This is a genomic window from Kitasatospora mediocidica KCTC 9733, from assembly GCF_000744225.1.
In the GTDB taxonomy this organism is placed as follows: Bacteria; Actinomycetota; Actinomycetes; order Streptomycetales; family Streptomycetaceae; genus Kitasatospora; species Kitasatospora mediocidica.
The window spans coordinates 830,605-849,018 of sequence record NZ_JQLN01000007.1; the positions used below are offsets into that span (position 1 = coordinate 830,605).

Annotated in this window: 17 protein-coding genes; 11 read left to right on the plus strand and 6 right to left on the minus strand. The window is 72.9% G+C overall.

The features are described from left to right. Positions 1–13: 13 nt before the first annotated feature. Complete coding sequence (locus tag BS80_RS33955) at positions 14–2,200, minus strand: ATP-binding SpoIIE family protein phosphatase (RefSeq protein ID WP_198045690.1); 2,187 nt, start codon at positions 2,198–2,200, stop codon at positions 14–16. Between the two features lie 363 nt (positions 2,201–2,563). Next, a complete protein-coding gene (locus BS80_RS33960; RefSeq protein WP_232246752.1) occupies positions 2,564–2,968 on the minus strand; it encodes an ATP-binding protein in 405 nt (134 codons plus the stop codon). 345 nt (positions 2,969–3,313) lie between these two features. Here BS80_RS33960 and BS80_RS33965 point away from each other — a divergent pair, with 345 nt between their 5' ends. From BS80_RS33965 to BS80_RS41355, 5 genes are all read left to right on the plus strand, one after another. Further along, a complete protein-coding gene (locus BS80_RS33965) occupies positions 3,314–4,024 on the plus strand; it encodes an urease subunit gamma (RefSeq protein ID WP_035805281.1) in 711 nt (236 codons plus the stop codon). Then, a complete protein-coding gene (locus BS80_RS33970) occupies positions 4,021–5,745 on the plus strand; it encodes an urease subunit alpha (protein ID WP_035805284.1) in 1,725 nt (574 codons plus the stop codon). Before BS80_RS33965 ends, BS80_RS33970 begins: the two co-directional genes overlap by 4 nt. A 63-nt stretch (positions 5,746–5,808) precedes the next feature. Continuing rightward, complete coding sequence (locus BS80_RS33975; RefSeq protein WP_035805286.1) at positions 5,809–6,855, plus strand: agmatine deiminase family protein; 1,047 nt, start codon at positions 5,809–5,811, stop codon at positions 6,853–6,855. Between the two features lie 406 nt (positions 6,856–7,261). Next, positions 7,262–7,804 carry an RICIN domain-containing protein gene (locus tag BS80_RS38365; protein WP_051967569.1) on the plus strand — a complete coding sequence of 181 codons (543 nt, stop codon included), beginning with the start codon at positions 7,262–7,264 and terminating at the stop codon, positions 7,802–7,804. 191 nt (positions 7,805–7,995) lie between these two features. Next, on the plus strand, positions 7,996–8,157 hold the full coding sequence (locus BS80_RS41355) for a hypothetical protein (RefSeq protein WP_157536749.1): 162 nt from the start codon (positions 7,996–7,998) through the stop codon (positions 8,155–8,157). 19 nt (positions 8,158–8,176) lie between these two features. Here BS80_RS41355 and BS80_RS42165 read toward each other — a convergent pair whose 3' ends face one another. Beyond that, positions 8,177–10,264 carry a putative Ig domain-containing protein gene (locus BS80_RS42165; RefSeq protein WP_232246753.1) on the minus strand — a complete coding sequence of 696 codons (2,088 nt, stop codon included), beginning with the start codon at positions 10,262–10,264 and terminating at the stop codon, positions 8,177–8,179. Positions 10,265–10,742: 478 nt separating this feature from the next. On the opposite strand from BS80_RS42165, the gene BS80_RS41360 reads away from it, so the two are divergent. Next, positions 10,743–11,477: a DUF4232 domain-containing protein gene (locus BS80_RS41360; RefSeq protein ID WP_157536750.1), complete on the plus strand. Its 735-nt coding sequence runs from the start codon at positions 10,743–10,745 to the stop codon at positions 11,475–11,477. Between the two features lie 27 nt (positions 11,478–11,504). On the opposite strand, the gene BS80_RS33995 is transcribed toward BS80_RS41360, so the two are convergent. Continuing rightward, positions 11,505–12,161 (minus strand): histidine phosphatase family protein, encoded by a 657-nt coding sequence (locus BS80_RS33995; protein ID WP_035805291.1) that lies wholly within the window; start codon positions 12,159–12,161, stop codon positions 11,505–11,507. 185 nt (positions 12,162–12,346) lie between these two features. Between BS80_RS33995 and BS80_RS34000 the strand changes: the two genes are divergently transcribed. Next, positions 12,347–12,979 carry a TetR/AcrR family transcriptional regulator gene (locus BS80_RS34000; protein ID WP_035805293.1) on the plus strand — a complete coding sequence of 211 codons (633 nt, stop codon included), beginning with the start codon at positions 12,347–12,349 and terminating at the stop codon, positions 12,977–12,979. Between the two features lie 40 nt (positions 12,980–13,019). Here BS80_RS34000 and BS80_RS34005 read toward each other — a convergent pair whose 3' ends face one another. After that, a complete protein-coding gene (locus BS80_RS34005) occupies positions 13,020–13,595 on the minus strand; it encodes a TetR/AcrR family transcriptional regulator (RefSeq protein ID WP_035805295.1) in 576 nt (191 codons plus the stop codon). 70 nt (positions 13,596–13,665) lie between these two features. Between BS80_RS34005 and BS80_RS34010 the strand changes: the two genes are divergently transcribed. After that, positions 13,666–14,559 carry an NADP-dependent oxidoreductase gene (locus tag BS80_RS34010; RefSeq protein WP_035805297.1) on the plus strand — a complete coding sequence of 298 codons (894 nt, stop codon included), beginning with the start codon at positions 13,666–13,668 and terminating at the stop codon, positions 14,557–14,559. 37 nt (positions 14,560–14,596) lie between these two features. On the opposite strand, the gene BS80_RS34015 is transcribed toward BS80_RS34010, so the two are convergent. Then, entirely contained in the window at positions 14,597–15,910 is a 1,314-nt protein-coding gene (locus BS80_RS34015) for a protein phosphatase 2C domain-containing protein (protein WP_051967571.1), read from the minus strand. 309 nt (positions 15,911–16,219) lie between these two features. Between BS80_RS34015 and BS80_RS34020 the strand changes: the two genes are divergently transcribed. From BS80_RS34020 to BS80_RS34030, 3 genes are all read left to right on the plus strand, one after another. Continuing rightward, positions 16,220–16,798, plus strand: coding sequence for a hypothetical protein (locus BS80_RS34020; protein ID WP_157536751.1), 579 nt, complete (start codon positions 16,220–16,222; stop codon positions 16,796–16,798). Between the two features lie 234 nt (positions 16,799–17,032). Continuing rightward, positions 17,033–17,689, plus strand: a complete 657-nt coding sequence (locus tag BS80_RS34025) for a DUF3105 domain-containing protein (RefSeq protein WP_035806738.1) — start codon at positions 17,033–17,035, stop codon at positions 17,687–17,689. 8 nt (positions 17,690–17,697) lie between these two features. Next, a complete protein-coding gene (locus BS80_RS34030) occupies positions 17,698–18,354 on the plus strand; it encodes a DUF305 domain-containing protein (protein ID WP_035806740.1) in 657 nt (218 codons plus the stop codon). Positions 18,355–18,414 lie beyond the last annotated feature (60 nt).

The window sequence follows — 18,414 nt, forward strand, 5'->3', positions numbered from 1 at the left end:
CGGGCGCCGCGGATCAGTCCTCCGCGCCGCCCGCCGTCAGCTCGAACCACATCCGCTTGCCGGAGCCGCGCGGCTCGACGCCCCAGGCGTCGGCCAGCGCCTCGACCAGCATCAGCCCGCGCCCCGAGGAGGCCTGCTCCCCGGGCGTGCGGCGCTGCGGCCAGAGGTCCGACTCGTCCTCCACCTCGATCCGCAGCCGCGGCTCACGGCCGTCCTCGCGGTAGAGCCGCGCGGTGAACATGGCGTCCCGGTCGGTGTGCCGGATCGCGTTGGTGACCAGCTCCGAGGCGAGCAGCTCGGCGGTGTCGATCAGCTGCGCGACGCCCCAGCGGCGCAGCGCGTCCCGCAGCTCCCCGCGCAGCTCGGAGACCCGGGCCAGGTCGGCCTGGCCGATCCGGCGGCGCAGCTGCTGGGCGGCCAGGCCGCCCTCCGGGCCGTCCCAGCGGAGCAGCAGCAGCGCGATGTCGTCCTCGCGCTCGGTGGAGTCCGCCGCCTGCGAGGCGATCTTGTCCGCCAGGTCCTCCAGCGGGTCCTGGCTGCCGTCCCCGCTCGGCGCGAAATCCCCCGCGACGGCGTCGCAGAGCCGGGCCATGCCGGTGTCCAGGTCCATCGTCCGGGACTCCACCAGGCCGTCCGTGCAGAGCACCACGGTCTCGCCCGGATCGAGGCTGAAGCGGGTGACCTGGTACTCCTGGTCCGGCGAGACGCCCAGCGGCAGGCCGCCGACCACCGACTGCACGGCGCTGCTGCCGTCGCCGCGGCGCACCACCGGGTCGAGGTGCCCGGCGCGGACCGCGTAGACCACGCCGTAGTCGACGTTCACCTCGGCGTAGGTGCAGGTGGCGAAGTGGTCGGTGTCGAGGTCGGCCAGGAAGCGCGAGGCGCGGGCCATCACGGCGGCCGGCGGGTGCCCCTCGGCGGCGTACGCCCGCAGCGCGATCCGCAGCTGTCCCATGATCCCGGCCGCGTGCACGTCATGGCCCTGGACGTCGCCGATCACCAGCCCGACGTGCCCGCCGGGCAGCGGGACGACGTCGTACCAGTCGCCGCCGATCTGCAGGCCGGAGCCGGCCGGCAGGTAGCGGACGGCGGTGGTCACCCCGGGCACCGCCGGGACGGTGCGCGGCAGCATCACCCGCTGCAGGCCGGCCGCCAGCTCGTGCTCGGCGTCGTGCAGCCGGGCCCGGGCCAGTGACTGGGCGACCAGGCCGCCGAGGGTGGAGAGCAGGGTGCGCTCGTCGGCGTCCAGCGTGCGTTCGTCGTCGAAGCTGACCACGCAGACGCCCGAGGACCGGCCGCTGGCCACCAGCGGCAGGAAGACCCAGGCGCCGCGGCCGGTGCGCTCGGCCCACGGCCAGGCCATCGGGTAGCGCTCCTGGTACTCGGCCCGGCTGGCCAGGAAGACCGGGCCCCGGTTGCGGATCGCCTCGGCGGCCGGGTGGTGCGGGTTCATCGGGGTGCGGTCGAAGCCGGCCATGTCCGACTCGTGGTAGCCGCTGGCGCCCAGGATCTTCAGCCGGCCGGTCTCCAGCGAGGCCAGCACCAGTCCGTCCGGCGGCAGGCCCGGCAGCGGCAGCTCGGTGAAGACCCGGGCCACGTCACGCACCGTGACGGCCTCGGAGAGCGCGCGGGCGGCCTCCTTGATGAAGCGCGAGCGCTCCTCGCGCAGGGCGGCCTGCCGGCCGGCGTCCGCGCGCTTGTGCAGCTCGGCGGTGGCGTCCCAGACGAAGCCGACCATCCGGGAGGGCCGCCCGAAGGCGTCGGCCAGCACCCGGCCGCGGAACCGGACGGCGTGCAGCCCGCCGTCGGGCACCACCGTGCGGTAGTACGCGCCGCACTGGCCCAGCTCGGCCACCGCGCGCTCGACCCGGCGGCGCACCACCGGGGCGTCCTCGGGGTGCAGCAGGGCCATGAAGCCGGCCGAGGTGCGGTCGAAGCCGCTGCCGTCCAGACCGCCGCCGCTGAGGCCGAGGATCGTGCAGGCGCGCAGGTCGCCCTCGACCACGTCGCGGCGGATGTCCCAGTCGAACGAGCCGATGCCGTTGGCGGCCATCGCGGGTTCGAGCCAGTCCGGCGTGGACTCGCCGGTGCGGGTGGGCAGGCCCTGGGTCGGCGGGACGGGCGCCGAGGCGGCGACCCGGCCCATCGGCAGACCCGGCCCGCGCCGTCCGGTCCGCCGGCCGCCCTGCGCGGGCGGCACGGGTGGGACGGGCGGGACAGCCGATGGGGTCGTGGCCGACGCGACCGGCTGGACCTGTGGGCCGACGTGGACCTGCTGGGTCAGCGGTCGACGTGTGGGCCCCTGCGGCTCGGGCTCAGTCGCCATGGCTCTCCTGCCGGTCCCGTTCACTCGGTGGGTGTGCTACCTCGGACGAGCCCTCGGGTGGGAGGCGCCAGGTCCGGACATACATTCTCACTATCCTGTCGAATGTTCGGCAAAGCGGCAATGCCGCCGAGTCACCGCGTCGTCGGTGGACACGCTTTTCCCACCCGTCCCCCGCACGTTTCGCCCGCTCGGGACGGTCGGGGGCCGCGCGGGGCCCCGCGGGGACGTCCGCGCAGCTCAGCGCGGGGCGAGCTCGAACCAGGTGATCTTGGCGTCGCCGCGCAGCCGGACTCCCCAGTCGTCCGCGAGCGCCTCGACCAGGACCAGCCCGCGCCCCGAGGTGTCGGTGTCCGCGGCCCGGCGCGGCCGGGGCAGCTGCACGCTGTCGTCGCGGACCTCCACCCGCAGCCGCCCGCGGACGTCGAGCAGCACGTCGACCCTGGCGCCGTGCGGCGTGTGCAGCAGCGCGTTGGTGACCAGCTCGGAGAGCAGCAGCTCGGCGGTGTCGGCGAGGCCGGGGACACCCCAGCGGGCGAGCGCGGCGCGCAGCCGGTGGCGCAGTGCGCTGATCGCGCCGAGTTCGCTCGACGCCAGCGCGGCGTGCAGCCGGCGCTCCTCATGGATCCTGGACGACCCTGACACGTACCGTGGTTGACTGTCCATCAGATACGACCCCCGCCCTCGACCGGTCTGCCGCTCGGACTCCCCCCGCAGCGCACCGACCGCTGCTCCTATGGTCGGGCTCGCTCGCCGAACATCGCAACAGTGCCGCCGGAGTCGACCGCCCGGACCCGGCCGGACCCGGCCGCTCCAAACGGGTGACACCCGCCCCGGCCACCCCGACGGGCGGAACTCCGCGACCCGGGCAAGGCTGGACACCGCGAGCCGATCCAGGTTCAATGGCCAGCAGATGTTTGAACGCCATTCAAACTTTCGACCCCTTCCCCCACCTTCCTCCCCACCCGTGGCGACCGCGAGCGAGGCACCGTGCGACTCACCCCCACCGAACGGGACCGGCTGCTGATCTTCACAGCCGCCGAGCTGGCCCGCGCCCGCCGCGCCCGGGGCGTCCGGCTCAACGTCCCCGAGGCCACCGCGCTGATCGCGGACACCGTCTGCGAGGCCGCCCGCGACGGCCGGCGACTGGCCGAGGCCATCGAGGCCGGCCGCAGCGTCCTGAGCGCCGACGACGTGCTGCCGGGCGTGCCCGACGTGGTCACCGTCATCCAGGTCGAGGCCGTCTTCGACGACGGCACCCGACTCGCCGTGATCAACGACCCGTTCAAGGGCGCCGGTTCACTCGGCGACGGTGGCCCCGGTGCCGCCCTGCCCGGCACCGGCGCGGGCTACGACCCGACCGAGGAGACCGTGGTCCTGCCGGTCCACAACACCTCCTCGGTGCCGATCTCGGTCACCTCGCACTTCCACTTCTTCGAGTCCAACCCCCGGCTCGCCTTCGACCGGGCCGCCGCCTACGGCACCCGGCTGGCGGTGCCGGCCGGCTCGTCCGTGCGCTTCGACCCGGGCGCGGTCGTCGAGGTCGGGCTCGTCCCGATCGGCGGCGCCCGCGTCGCGATCGGCTTCGCGGGCCTGGTGGACGGCCCGCTGGACGCGCCCGGCGCCCGCGAGGCGGCGCTCGCGAAGGCCCGCGCGACCGGCTACCTGACCAGCTTCGACAACCCGGAGGTCGCGGAATGACCGCCATCGGCCCGCACGACTACATCTCCGTCCACGGCCCGCGGGCCGGCGACCGGGTGCGGCTCGGCGACTCCGGCCTGATCGTCCGCGTCGAGTCCGACTCGCAAGCGCCCGGCGACGAGTTCCTGGCCGGCTTCGGCAAGACCGCGCGCGACGGCATGGCGCTCAAGGCGGCCGCCGTCCGCGACACCTGCGACGTGGTGATCAGCAACGTGCTGGTGATCGACGCGGTGCAGGGCATCCGGAAGACCTCGATCGGCCTGATCGACGGCCGGATCGCCTCGATCGGCCGGGCCGGCAACCCGGACACCCTGGACGGCGTCGACGTGGTGGTCGGCACCGGCACCACGATCGTCTCCGGCGAGGGCATGATCGCCACCGCCGGCTCGATCGACACCCACGTCCACCTGCTCTCGCCGCGGATCATGGAGGCCTCGCTCGCCTCCGGCGTCACCACGATCATCGGCCAGGAGTTCGGCCCGGTCTGGGGCGTCGGCGTCAACTCGCCCTGGGCGCTGCGGCACGCCTTCAACGCCTTCGACGCCTGGCCGGTCAACATCGGCTTCCTGGGCCGCGGTTCGTCCTCCGACGCCGCCCCGCTCGTCGAGGCGCTGACCGAGGGCGGCGCGTCCGGCTTCAAGGTCCACGAGGACATGGGTGCGCACACCCGCGCGCTGGACACCGCACTGCGGGTCGCCGAGGAGTACGACGTCCAAGTGGCGCTGCACACCGACGGGTTGAACGAGTGCCTGTCGGTCGAGGACACCCTTGCGGTGCTGGAGGGGCGCACCATCCACGCCTTCCACATCGAGGGCTGCGGCGGCGGGCACGTCCCCAACGTGCTCAAGATGGCCGGCGTCGCCAACGTCATCGGCTCCTCCACCAACCCGACCCTCCCGTTCGGTCGCGACGCCCTCGCCGAGGCCTCCGGCATGATCGTGTCGGCACACGACCTGAAGCTCGACCTGCCCGGCGACGCGGCGATGGCCCGCGACCGGATCCGGGCCGGCACGATGGGCGCCGAGGGCGTCCTGCACGACCTCGGCATGATCGGCATCACCTCCTCCGACGCCCAGGGCATGGGCCGGGCCGGCGAGACCGTGCGCCGCACCTTCGCGATGGCCGGCAAGATGAAGGCCGAACTCGGCCCGCTGGACGGCACCGGCTCGTACGGCACCACCGAGAGCGGCGACGACAACGAGCGCGTGCTGCGTTACATCGCCAAGCTGACCATCAACCCGGCCATCGCGCACGGACTCGCCCACGAGGTCGGCTCGATCGAGGTCGGCAAGCTGGCCGACATCGTGCTCTGGCGCCCCGACCACTTCGGCGCCAAGCCGCAGTTGGTGCTCAAGGCCGGCTTCCCGGCCTACGGCGTCGTCGGCGACCCGAACGCCTCCACCGACCGGTGCGAACCCCTGGTCCTGGGACCGCAGTTCGGCGCCCACGGCGCCACCGCCGCCGACCTGTCGGTCGCCTTCGTCTCGCAGGCCGCCGCCGAAGCCTCCTACCTGGACCGGGCCGGCGACCAACTCCCCACCCGGCGCCGCCGCGTGGGCGTGCGCGGCACCCGCGGCATCGGCCCGCGCGACATGGTGCGCAACGCCCGCACCGGCGAGGTGAAGGTGGAGGCGGCCACCGGACTGGTCTCCCTGGACGGTTCGCCGATCCGCTCCGAACCCGCCGAGAGCGTTTCGCTCAGCCGCCTGTACTTCCTCTGACCGCCGGGCTCCCCGCCTCCCCCGACTTCTCTGACTTCCCCTCAGACTCAAGGACTTGCCCTCATGACCACCCCCGCCACCCCCGCCTCGCTCGGCTACTCGATGCCCGCCGAATGGCACCCGCACGAGCGCACCTGGATGGCCTTCCCCACCGACAACCAGACCTTCGACAGCCCCCAGCAGCTGCACACCGCCCGGCTCGCGTGGGCGAAGGTCGCCAACACCATCGTCCGCTACGAGCCGGTCACGATGATCGTCAACATCGGCGAGTCCGACGCGGTGCGCGGCTACGTCTCCGCCGAGGTCGAGCTGGTCGAGCGCCCACTGGACGACGCCTGGATGCGCGACATCGGCCCCACCTTCCTCACCGGCCCCGACGGTCAACTCGCCGCCGCCGACTGGGTGTTCAACGGCTGGGGCGCACAGTCCTGGGCCAGCTGGGAGAACGACCAGCACATCGCCGAGGCGATCACCGGCCTCACCGGCGTCCAGCGCTTCGCCTCGCGCCTGATCAACGAGGGCGGCGGCATCCACGTGGACGGCGAGGGCACCGTGCTCGTCACCGAGACCGTCCAGCTCGGCGAGGGCCGCAACTCCGACTGGACCAAGGAGCAGGTCGAGGCCGAGCTCCACGCCCACCTCGGCACCACCAAGGCGATCTGGCTGCCGCGCGGACTGACCCGCGACTACGACGAGTTCGGCACCCGCGGCCACATCGACATCGTCGCCTCCTTCGTCCGCCCCGGCGTCGTCCTGGCCCACGTCCAGCCCGACCCCGCCCACCCCGACCACGCCGTCTGCCAGGAACTGGTCGCCATCCTGCGCGCCGCCACCGACGCCGCCGGCCGCCGCCTCCAGGTCATCGAGGTCCCCGCCCCGACCGTCCTGCACGACGAGGACGGCGAACCGGTCGACTACTCCTACATCAACCACTACGTCGCCAACGGCGCCGTCATCCTCTGCGCCTTCGACGACCCCCGCGACGACGAAGCCGCCGCCATCCTCGCCGAGGCCTTCCCCGATCGCACCGTCGAACTCGTCGACGCCCGCGAGATCTTCGCCAACGGCGGCGGCATCCACTGCATCACCCAGCAGCAGCCGAAGGTGTGAGTGCAGACCAGTAGAAATCGTTTCCGGCACTGAGCCGGCCGTCCGGCCCGCAGGGGCGGGGCCGGACGGCCGGCTCATGAGCCCTGCCCAGAGCGGCGGGCCTCGGCCTTGATCTCGGCCCAGCGGTTCGCGTGGCCGATCTCCGCGTGAGTCACGCCCGACTCGACGGTGCCCTGCGTCTGCCGAGCCTCCTCGACGCGCTCGGCTCGCTGCCGGCGTCCGGTACTGCTCGGCTCGAGTGTGGGCGAAGCCCGAGTGCTCTGACCTCCTCTTCTTCCGCGTAAAAACTGCTTGGATCATGGACTGGCCGACCACTAGGCTGACAGCCTCGGTGCCCCTTCGGTCATTTCATCCGCAGCGGCGCCGACTCCACTACGCGCCACCTTTATGACGGGGTATCACCACCATGGCTTTCAAGGCCCGCATAGTCTCCGCCGTCTTCGCCACCGCCCTCGGCGCCAGCCTCGCGCTCACCGCGGGCGTGCCCACGGCCAGCGCCGCCGCCGGCGACTCCTTCCACCCGGCACTGCCGGACGTCATCGCCCTGGAGAGCGCCGCCAGCCCGCACTGTCTGGAGGCCGCCGGCTGGCGCGTCGACAACGGTGCTCCCGCCCAGCAGTGGGACTGCACCGGCGGCGCCAACCAGAAGTGGAGCCTGGTGGCCGGCGCCGCGGGCTCGATCGTCAACGTCAACAGCGGCAAGTGCCTGGAGATCGCCAACTGGAGCAACCAGGACGGCGCCGCCGCCCAGCAGTGGGACTGCACCGGCGGCTGGAACCAGAAGTGGTACTGGACGCACATCCCGGGCACCGGCTACACCCTGCGCAACGCCTTCAGCGGCAAGTGCCTGGAGATCGCCCTCGGGGACAACAGCAACGGCGCCGTCGGCCGGCAGTGGGACTGCTGGGCCGGCAACAACCAGATCTGGTACCCGATGGCGACGAACTGATCGCCGGGTGAGAGGTCCCGTGGGGAGGCCGGTCGGTTCGACCAGCCTCCCCACGGGCGTGTCCGGGCCCCTCAGCGCCTCGCCCACCAGGGGGAACACGCCCGTGGGGCGCCGCCCTGGCAGGCCCGCTGGGCCGCCTGAGTGGCCGAACCCGGCGGGCGGCGGCCAGCTCGACGGGGTCTGATGGGGGTATGGCACAGCACTGGCTGATCAGGTGGACGGACGAGTTGATGAGCCTCACCGAGGACCTGACACAGGAACAGGCAGCGGATTTCGTGCGGCGCGTCTACGCTGCCGGGCACGAGGCCGGCATCGCCGAGGCGGCCGCGGAGGCGCGCCGCGAGCGGGAGTAGCGCTCTCCCGGTCAGCTCGTCAGGAGATCTTCAGTGCCGTGTCGTCCAGAGCGAAGCTGGTCGGCTGCGGGGAGCTGTTCTCGGTGCCGGTGAACTGCACGGTGACGGTCTGCCCGATCCAGGCGCTCAGGTCGAAGGTGTACTGCTGGTAGCCCTTGTGGGCGTTGAGGTTGGAGTAGGTCGCCACGGTGGTGGTGCCCTTGCTGCCGATCACCTGGACCTTGAGGGTGTCCGCCGCCTGCCCGGTGTGTTTGGCCGTCTCGACGTGCATCCAGTAGGAGAGTGCGGCCTTGGCGCAGCCGGTGGGGATGGTGACGGTCTGGCGCAGGGTGTCGGTGGCGGCCTGGCCGTAGCCGTCCAGCCAGGCGTCCCAGCTGCCGGAGTGGCTGGGCTGCGCGGTCATCTGGTTGTTGAGCACGCCGGGGGTGCTCTTCCAGGGTGCGGAGTTGGCGCCGTTCTCGAAGCCCTGGTCGCCGAGGAGTTGGCCTGCGGTGCACTGGCTGGTGGCGCTGCTGACGGTCCAGGTGAAGGCGGCGGTGCCGGTGGTTCCGGCCCGGTCGGTGGCGGTGACGGTGACGTTCGAGGTGCCGGCGGTGGTCGGGGTGCCGGAGATCAGGCCGGTGGCGGAGATCGCCAGGCCGGCCGGCAGGCCGCTCGCGCGGTAGCTGACGGTCTGCCCGGGAGTGGAGTCCACCGCGGTGATCTGCAGCGAGGCCGCGGTGCCGACGGTGGCGATCTGCTTGCCGGGGTTGGAGACGGTCACACCGTTGCCGGGCGCAGTGCTGCCCCCGCCCCCGCCGGTGTCCCCGCCGCCCGTACCTCCGCCGCCGGTGCCACCACCCGTGCCGCCGCCACCCGTGGCTGCGGCGGCCGTGAAGGCGGCGGTGCCGTTGGGGGTGCCGAGGCCGGTCGGGCCGTCGTAGCCGGCGCCCGCGGTGCACAGGTACTGCGGCGAACAGGAGGCGGTGGCGCCGGAGGTGACGTCGTTGAGGGCCGAGGTGTGGGCGTAGGGGTAGGCGGCCGGGGCGGTGCCTGCGGCCGGGGGGCCGGCCAGGGCGTAGACCGCGGCGATGATCGGGGAGGAGGCGGAGGTGCCGCCGAAGACGTTCCAGCCGCCGTTGCCGTTGAACGTGGCGTAGATGGCGACACCGGTGGCGGGGTCGGCGACGGCGGAGACGTCACCGACGGTGCGCTTGGCGCAGCCGTTGTCGGACTGCCAGGACGGCTTGGGGTCGTAGCCGGAACAGCCGGAGCCCGCACCCTCGGAGGGCGAGGTCGACCAGACCGACTCGCTCCAGCCGCGCGCATTGTTCGTCTGGGTCAGGGCGGTGCCGCCGACAGCGGTCACGTACTGCGAGGCGGCCGGGTACTCGACGCCGTAGCCGCTGTCCCCGGTGGAGGCGGTGATCGCGACTCCGGGGTGGTTGTAGTACTGGGTGTCCTCGCTGGTCTGGCCCGGTCCCTCCGGCCCGCCGTAGCTGTTGGACACGAACTTGGCGCCGGCCTTGACGGCCGCGTTCACCGCGGTGCCCAGGTCGCTGTTGCTCTCGGAGTTCGCCTCGACCAGCAGGATGTGGCAGTTGGGGCAGATCGCCGAGACCATGTCGATGTCCAGCGACTCCTCGCCGGTCCAGTCGTCGTTGGCGGGGGCGGGCGCGGGCAGGCCCTGGGTCTGGCCGTCCTGGTTGAGCTTGCTGAAGCAGCCGTTGGCGACGGTGCAGGCGGGCAGGGCGAACTGGCTGCGGTAGACGCCGAGATCGCTCTCGGCGTTGGGGTCGTCGTAGGCGTCGACGATGGCCACCGTCTGGCCCTTGCCACCTGAGGCGGCCGCGGCGGCCAGGTTGTAGGCGGACTGCAACTGGCCGGGGCCGTAGCCGCTGACGGTGGCGTCGGGAGCGGCGCCCGCGCGGGCCGCCTGCGGCCTGACGTCGGTGCGGACCAGGGCATTGCACGCGTAGTGCCCGGGCGAAGCCGGCGGGCAGGCCTCGCGGTAGTGCTGCGCGGTTGCCGCGTCGTGGTGCACGGACGGTCCGGTGGTGACCGCGGCGTCGGCCGAGCTGAGCGCGACGGCGCCGCCGACGAGCAGCGCGGCTATCGACGAGCCCACCGCGGCCACGCGGACCCGACGCTGGAGCGCGGATCGCCGGTGGAGGCGCCTGGGCGATCGAACCTGGGAGTGTGACAAGCGAGTCTCCTGACGGGTGAACGGAGCGACGAGTGGTCGGTTGGTCCGCGACGCGGCGGTGCCGTTCTGCAACGGGGAGCGGCACGTGCGGTCCCAACGCAATGGATCACTGGCCGACTTGCCCGATCATAGGGACGCCAAAGAGAGCAAAAGTCGCATAACGGACTTGCTCAGAGAGCCCTAAGGTAGCGCTCATCTCCACCTTCACCGCGCCTCACCAGCGGGACGACATGCGCGGCGGCAGCAGACGCGTCCCGGGGTTGCCCCGGTTCTGCTGTATCTCTGTAACGAGCGCCCTGGCAGGGCTGGTTGGGCGAGTAGCGTCGAGCGTATCGGGGATCCAGCAAGTAGATCCGGCAGTGGATCGGCACGGGGATCGGCTCGACGGAGGAGTACCGCCATGCGTTCAACATTCGCCCGACTGATGCTACCGACCGTCGTGCTGTCCTCAGCGGCACTGACCATGACGGCCTGCTCGTCCAGCGGCAGCGCGTCCAGTACGGCGGGCGGCACCCCGGCCACCCAGCCGACCGCGACCTCGGCGGGCGCGGCAACCCCGGGGACGCCCGCCACGGGCGGCACGTCGACAGGCGGCTCGTCCACGGGCGGCACGTCCACGGGCGGTGCCTCGGGGGCGGGCGGCGGCGCCTCGAAGCCCGCGCCGACGACGACGACGACCCACCCGGCGCAGCCCGTCACCCAGGGCGGCGCCACGCCGGCCTGCAGCAGCGCCCAGCTCTCCGCAGTGCTGACCAACTCCGGTGTCGGCGCAGGCCAGTTCTACGCCGACCTGGTCTTCACCAACACCTCCGCCACGACCTGCACGCTCACCGGCTACCCGGGCGTCTCCTACGTGACGGCCAACGGCGTCCAGTCCGGCAACCCGGCCGCGCGCAGCGCCGGCAACCCGCTGACCGTCGTCACCCTCAAGCCGCACGGCACCGCGACCGCCCAACTGCACGACAGCAACGGCATCAGCGGCTACAGCCCCGCGCAGTGCGATCTCACGGCGGCCGACGGTCTGCGCGTCTACCCGCCCGGCGAGACCGCGGCCCTGTTCGTCCCGTGGAAGACCCAGCACTGCGCCGGGCTGAGCATCACCCCGCTCAACATCGCGCCGGTGACCAAGAGTTGATCCCGCACGGCTGAGACTGCGGCTGCGTCAGACGTGCAGCTCGGGCGGGACTCCGGTCCAGCGCAGATCTGCGGGCAGGTGCCGGAGGTCGTTGAAACAGAGGACGGAGGACGGGCGACCCGGGGCGTAACGGATCACTGTCAGACCGGCGTTGGCCTGGTTGAGGCCGAGCCAGCGCCAGGCCGGCGCGTCCGTGGCATGCCTGACCAGCCACGCCACCAGGAAGTTGTGCGTGACGACCAGTTCGTGGCGCACCGTCTCGGAGTCGTCCGCAGGCCGCGCCGGGCCGGTGAACCGTTCGACCGCCTGACGGGCCAGCTCCGGGCCGTGGGAGCGCTGCTCGGCCGACTCGCCACCGGGCTCACCACCGGACGCGTTCAGGAAGGTGAGCAGGAAGTCCGCTGCGTCCGGCGGCAGTTCGTCTCGCTGCGGCCAGTACGGCACGTAGTCCCCGGCGAGCTCGGAGACCTGCAACGGGACCCCGCCCAGCTGCTCCCCGATCAGCCGCGCCGTCTGCGCCGCGCGCGGCAGCGGCCCGTGGTGGACCGCCGCGAAGGGCACCTCCCGCAGGCGGCGGCCGAGCAGGACGGCCTGCCGACGGCCGTTCTCGGTCAGCCCGCTCTCGTCTCGCAGCGCCTCGCCGTGTCGGACGAGATAGAGGTACCGCGTCACCGTTCCGGTCATCCCCGATGTTCCTTTGCGCCCGTCGTGATCTTGTCCCGCTGGTACGGGGACGCCGCCCTCACCCCCGTGGTTCCTGTACCCGACCCGGCAACACGCCTCGCCCGCGCGACGACCCCCGAACGATCTCCGGCGGCGACCACTTAGGGTGAGAGCGAACGCCGAGAACCAGCCACGAGGAGCCAGAGATGCCGGAGGTCCGCCCGCGACGCCCGGCGCGGCCCCGCGAGGAGGTGCTGGCGGCAGCGATGGCGGCGATCGCCGAACACGGCCTCGCCAAGCTGACGATGGCCGGGCTCGGCAAGCAGCTCCAGATGAGCGCGGGTCACCTGCTCTATTACTTCGGCAGCAAGGACCAGTTGCTGCTGGAGACGCTGCGCTGGAGCGAGGAGCAGCTCGGCGAGCGGCGCCGCACGATGCTCGGCCGGCCGGGCCTGACCGCGTGGGAGCGGTTCACGGCATACGCGGACCTCTACCTGGCGGACGGCCCGGGCGATCCGCGCTGGATCCTCTGGGTCGAGGTCTGGGGCCGGTCCCCCGCGAGCGAGGAGATCCGGCAGGGGCAACTGGCGATCGAGGCACCCTGGCAGGCCGACCTGGAGGCGCTGATCCAGGACGGCGCGACGGCCGGCGAGTTCACCCCCGGACCCGCCGCCGAACGCGCCGTCCAGCTGCGGGCCGTCCTGGACGGCTTCTCGGTGCCACTCGCCGTCGGCCTGCCCGGCGTCCGGCGGGCCGAGTCCGCTGCCCGGGTGGCTGCGGTGGCGGCCGCCCTGCTGGGCACGGCGGCCGTCCCGGTGGCGGAGCACCAGGAACCCTAGGGCCCGGCGGGAATCGTCAGACACGGCCTGGCGCCGCAGCTCAGGGCGCGGTGGCTTGCCAGGCCGCGTCGATCATCCGGAAGACCTCGTCCACCGTGGCTTCGGGATCGTCCGCCCAGCAGGCCAGCGCGTAGGCGTCGATGACGAACCGCGCGGTCGCCCGGCAGGCCGTCGCACTCCGGGACAGCCGGGGATCGGCGGCCAGCACCCCTGCCAGCGCCTGCGCCAGACGCAGGCTCATCGACTCCTCGTACTCCCGCAGGGCGGGTGATCCCTCGATCATGCGCCGGACGGGGGCACTGCCCTCCGCCGTGCAGTGCCGCACCAGGGCCTGCACCTCGCGCTGCAGCGCCGGGATGAGCGGCTCCTGCGGAGGCCGGTCGGTGACCGCCCGCGTGAGGCGCTGCTCGAAGTCCTGGTCTCGCTCGAACACCAGCGCCTCCTTCGAGGCGAAGTGGGCGAAGACGGTGGTGACGGCCACGTCGGCCTCGGCCGCCACGTCACGGATGCCCACGACGTCGTACCCGCGCTCCAGGAAGAGGTCCAGCGCGGTGTCAGCGATCTTCTGACGGGTCGCGGCCTTCTTGCGTTCGCGGCGCCCGGGCGGCTCGATCATGCCCTGACACTACCAGCTACGAATCCCTAACCGTTGCGAAACTCTAACCGTTAGGGTTACCGTCGGTCGCATGAGGAAAATCAGCTTTGCCGAGTTCGGCGGTCCCGAGGTCCTGCGACTGGTGGAAGCCGAGGAGCCCCACGCGGGCCCCGGTCGGATACGCATCGCCGTACGGGCGGCGGGCGTCAACCCCGTCGACTGGAGGATCCGGGAGGGCCAGGTCCTGGGAGCCCACCCGGTCGAGCTGCCCGCCGGGGTCGGACTGGACGCCGCCGGGGTGGTGGACGAGGTCGGCGAGAGCGTCGTGGGGGTCGAGGTCGGCGACCGTGTGTTCGGCGAAGGTGCCGACACCTACGCCGAGTTCGCCGTGCTGTCGGCCTGGGCCCCGATACCCGAGGGGCTGACCTTCGAGGAGGCGGCCGGGTACCCGTCGGTGGTGGAGACCGCGCTGCGCATCATCCACGAGGTCGGCGTACAACCCGGGCAGACACTGCTGGTCAGCGGCGCGTCCGGCGGCGTCGGGTCGGCGGTGCTGCAGATCGCCCGCGCGCGCGGCATCACGGTGATCGGCACGGCCGGGGCTGCGAACCAGGACTACCTGCGCGATCTGGGCGCCCTCGCCACGACCTACGACGAGGGCTGGGTCGAACGGGTGCGGCACCTGGGCCGGGTCGACGCGGCCCTCGACCTGGCCGGCTCGGGCGTGATCCGCGAACTCGTCGAGCTGACCGGGGACCCGGGCAAGGTCGTCTCGATCGCCGACCTCGGCGCGCCGCAGCTGGGCGTCCGGTTCTCCGGCGTGGCCGGAAGCGTGCCGGACGCGCTCGCCGAGGCCGTCGACCTCATCTCCCGGGGCAGGCTCCACATCCCGGTCGAGAAGTCGTACCCGCTCACCGAGGCAGCGACGGCGCACACGGACAGCCGCGCCGGCCACACCCGGGGGCGCCGGGTCCTGGTCGTCTGAGCCGCGGGCGCGTCCGACGCGAATTGTCAGACACGGTCTAGTCGGTCCAGAGGGCGACGGCCGTACGGTCGTCGGCGTAGCCCTTGGCGCGGACCTGGACCTGGCGCAGGAAGTCGACCGAGCCAGGTGGGTGCGGGTGCGCCCAGTGCGTGGCCAGGAACTGGGCGACGGCCGGCTCCTCGGCGATCGGCTCCGCCAGCCCGGGCGTGCTGAGCAGCAGGATGTCGCCGGGCGTCGCGGGGACCAGGCGGAAGCGGAACGGGCGCGGCTCGGGGAGGGCCGCCGGGCCGTCCGGGTGGTGCAGCAGCCGCGCGGCGTAGGCGTCGATCCAGTGGCCGGCGCGGAGCAGGTAGAGGCCGCCGGGGCCGACGCCGAAGGCGGCGCGGTGGCTGGACTGCGGGTCGAGGGAGACCAGGACGCAGTGCAGCGAACCGGCGTCCGCGGCGATGGCCCGCAGCGCGGCGGCAGCGCGCACGGTGAGGCGCTGCAGACCGTAGCGGAGCCGGTCGCGGGCGCCCTCGCGCAGGTCGGCGGCCAGCTCGGCGCGGCTGCGGCCGATCGCCTCGGCGAGCTGGGCGCAGGCCTGCCGGACGGTGTCGCAGACCTCGTCGGTGGGGGTCTCGTCCGTGTCCGTGTCCGCGTCGGAGCCGGAACCACCTCCGACGCCGACACCGCGCGAGCGACCGGCGAGGACGGCGAGCAGGAGTCCGTCCCGGCCCTCGCCGAAGCGGGTCACCAGCAGGGCGTCACTTCGGGAGTCGCCCCGGTAGCGGGCGGAGTCACCGCGGACCGAGGCGGCGCGCAGAGTGAAGCCCGGGTACTGGGCGCCTTCCAGGACGGTGTCGGGGACGACGGCCGCCATCCGCTCGGGCTGAGCGCCGGGGACGACGGTGGGCTCGGGGGCGTACGTCGGCGGCCGGCCCCCGACGTACGGCGCGGGTCGCGGCGCGGGCACCGGGCGCGCGGTGACGGTGGGGACAGTGGGGACGGCGGGCGCGGGCGCCGGGGCGGGGGCGGTCGTGACAACCTCGGGTGCCGGCTCGGGCGCGGGCTCAGGTGAGGGCTCAGGCGCGGGTTCGGGCGCTGGCTCTGGCGAGGGCTCGGGCTCGGGCTCGGGTGATGCGGCGACCGGCCCGACGATCGACGCGACCGAGTCGAACCAGTCGTCCACCGAGGCGTCCCCGGCATCGGCCGTAGGGGTGTCCGGCAGGCTGCCGGCCGGGCCCTCGTACACCCGGCCCCACCAGCCGTCCCCCGTCGGACCCGCTGCCGCCTGACCCGCTGCCAGCGGACCGGCGTCCGGCGATCCGTCGTCCGGGCGCCGTTGCGCGGGCGCACCCTGGTTGGTCATCTGCCGGCTCCTCGTCCGTGAATGCCGTCACCGGCCGGAGGCTGGGTCGATGGGTGCTCGGGTCGATCAGTGGTCGGGGTGGGAAGGGATGGGACGGTGGGGAAGATCGGTAAGGACAGCTCCTCCCGTCATTCTGCCCATGGCGGTCGCCGCTGTCCGGGCTTTCGGAACGAAGAGCGGCGAATCGGGCCAGGTCGGTCCGCACAGGCGAATCAGCGGACGAATGGGCACGCCGAACCGTGCATTAATCCGAAGAAGAGGGCCGAGGAGGGGGACCGCTTCCCCCGTTCAGCCCATTAATATGTGCGCATGACCGCGCCAGGACCTCTGCGACCGACCCCGGGGAGCGCCGCATTCGTCGGCCGCCCGGCGGGCGCGCTCTGGGTCCTGCTGCTGATCGGCTTCCTGGTCGGCCTGCCCTGTGCGAGCTCCGCGCACGCCGTCGCCCCGGCGACCGTGCCGCAGGCCGCCATCGAGGCCGCCGCACCGGCTGTCCATCCCACCTCGGACGCTCCGGCGCGCACCACCCCGGCGCCCAGCGCACGCCGCGCGCAGCCCACACACGCCTCACACGGCGTAGCGACCGCGCAGATCACCCGCACCGCGCCCGCCCCGCCCCCCGCGCCCGCCGAACCGCTGAGCGCGCCGGCCCGCCCGATGGTGCTCTGCACGGCAGACGGCCCTGGCCCCCCGCCGGGCGACGGCTGCACCAGCCACCCGTTCAGCGGCCAGGACTCGCAGCTGCCGAACGCTCCCCCGCACCCCGTGCCGGCCGCGCTCCCGCAGCTCGTCACGCTCCGGCCGACCCCGACGGCCGGGCCGTCGGCCGGTACTCCGGGCCCCGCGCCCGCCCCCGATCTCCACCTGCTCCAGGTCAACCGGACCTAGGCGGAACCCGCCGCCGAGTCCTCCCCGGCCTGCCGCGCGCAGTGGTGCCGAGCCCTCCGCTCAGCACCGCACCCCGCGCCGCACCCGGACGGACCGGTGGTCTCTCCTCCCCTGCCTCACCTCATTCCGCCGCGCGCCGAGCGCTCGGCGGGGACAAGGAAGATTCCCGTGGGTTCCGCCTCCAAGCAGTCCAACAAGAAGTCGCCCGCTGACAAGCAGTCGGCCGAGCCGCTGGTGACCAACCGCTCGGCGAAGACCAAGGGCGGCAAGGCCGCGACCGCCGACCGCCGCGAGCGGATCGCCCAGCTGCGCGCCGAGGAAGCGCGCCGCGAGCGCCGCAACAAGATCATCGCGTTCTCGGTGGCGGGCGTGGTGCTGCTCGGCGCGGTCGGCACCGGCGTCTACGTCGTCAAGAACGCCTCCGACAAGAAGGCCGCCCAGGTCGCCGCCGCCAAGGCCCCGATCGACGGCGTGCAGACCTTCAGCAACCTGACCCGCAACCACGTGACGACGCCGGTCACCTACCCGCAGACCCCGCCGGTCGGCGGCGACCACAACCCGGTCTGGCTCAACTGCATGGGCACCGTCTACGACAAGCCGGTGCAGAACGAGAACGCGGTGCACTCGCTGGAGCACGGCGCCGTCTGGGTCACCTACAACGACAAGGCCAGCGCGGACGACATCAAGGCGCTCTCCGCCAAGGTCAAGGCGACCCCGTACTCGCTGATGAGCCCCTACCCGACCGAGAAGGGCACCATCACGCTGACGGCCTGGGGCACCCAGCTCGTGCTGGACAGCGCGAGCGACCCGCGGGTGGAGAAGTTCTTCACCAAGTACGTCCAGGGTCCGCAGACCCAGGAGCCCGGCGCGTCCTGCAGCACGGCCCAGTGAGCGCCGCGATGACCGGCCCCGGGCGCGCCCCGATCCGGCGCCGGATGCTCTGGTGGCCCGCCGCGCTGGCGGCCGCGGTCGCCCTCTGCCTGGGTGTCCCGGCGCTGCTCGCGGGCAGCTCGACGGCCTCCGGCACGACTGTCACGGCGCCCGCCACCGGCTCTCCCGAGGCCGGGTTCGCCCGTGACATGTCGACGCACCACCAGCAGGCGATCGACATGTCGTTCATCATCCGGGACCGGACCGACAACACCGAGGTCCGCAATCTGGCCTTCGACATCATCAACACCCAGGCCAACCAGCGCGGCATGATGATGGGCTGGCTCGACCAGTGGGGGCTCACCCAGAGCTCCCCGGCCGCGCCGATGGCCTGGATGCAGATGGCGCCCTACCAGGCGCACGACGGCTCGTTGATGCCCGGCATGGCGACCAACGCGCAACTGGACCAGCTGCGCGGCCTCAGCGGCAAGGCAGCCGAGATCTTCTACCTCCAGCTGATGATGCAGCACCACAAGGGCGGCATCGCGATGGCGCAGGGATACGTCGACCTTGCGAAGAACACCGCGGAGAAGAACCTCGCGGAGTCGATGGTGGCCGGGCAGACCTCGGAGCTCCAGCTGATGACGACGATGCTGGCCGAGCGGGGAGCCACTCCGCTCCCCTGACCGCTTCCGACCAGTGAGCTGTGCCCCTCAGCGGGGGCCTGCCCGACCGACCGGCCGGGC

Bases quoted from the DNA above. Each gene is read 5' to 3' on its own strand.
- BS80_RS34015 (WP_051967571.1), bottom strand. From the start codon at position 15,910: ATGACCAACCAGGGTGCGCCCGCGCAACGGCGCCCGGACGACGGATCG.
- BS80_RS34030 (WP_035806740.1), top strand. From the start codon at position 17,698: ATGACCGGCCCCGGGCGCGCCCCGATCCGGCGCCGGATGCTCTGGTGG.
- BS80_RS41360 (WP_157536750.1), top strand. From the start codon at position 10,743: ATGCGTTCAACATTCGCCCGACTGATGCTACCGACCGTCGTGCTGTCC.
- BS80_RS41355 (WP_157536749.1), top strand. From the start codon at position 7,996: ATGGCACAGCACTGGCTGATCAGGTGGACGGACGAGTTGATGAGCCTC.
- BS80_RS34010 (WP_035805297.1), top strand. From the start codon at position 13,666: ATGAGGAAAATCAGCTTTGCCGAGTTCGGCGGTCCCGAGGTCCTGCGA.
- BS80_RS34000 (WP_035805293.1), top strand. From the start codon at position 12,347: ATGCCGGAGGTCCGCCCGCGACGCCCGGCGCGGCCCCGCGAGGAGGTG.
- BS80_RS33995 (WP_035805291.1), bottom strand. From the start codon at position 12,161: ATGACCGGAACGGTGACGCGGTACCTCTATCTCGTCCGACACGGCGAG.
- BS80_RS33970 (WP_035805284.1), top strand. From the start codon at position 4,021: ATGACCGCCATCGGCCCGCACGACTACATCTCCGTCCACGGCCCGCGG.
- BS80_RS38365 (WP_051967569.1), top strand. From the start codon at position 7,262: ATGGCTTTCAAGGCCCGCATAGTCTCCGCCGTCTTCGCCACCGCCCTC.
- BS80_RS34020 (WP_157536751.1), top strand. From the start codon at position 16,220: ATGACCGCGCCAGGACCTCTGCGACCGACCCCGGGGAGCGCCGCATTC.
- BS80_RS34005 (WP_035805295.1), bottom strand. From the start codon at position 13,595: ATGATCGAGCCGCCCGGGCGCCGCGAACGCAAGAAGGCCGCGACCCGT.
- BS80_RS33975 (WP_035805286.1), top strand. From the start codon at position 5,809: ATGACCACCCCCGCCACCCCCGCCTCGCTCGGCTACTCGATGCCCGCC.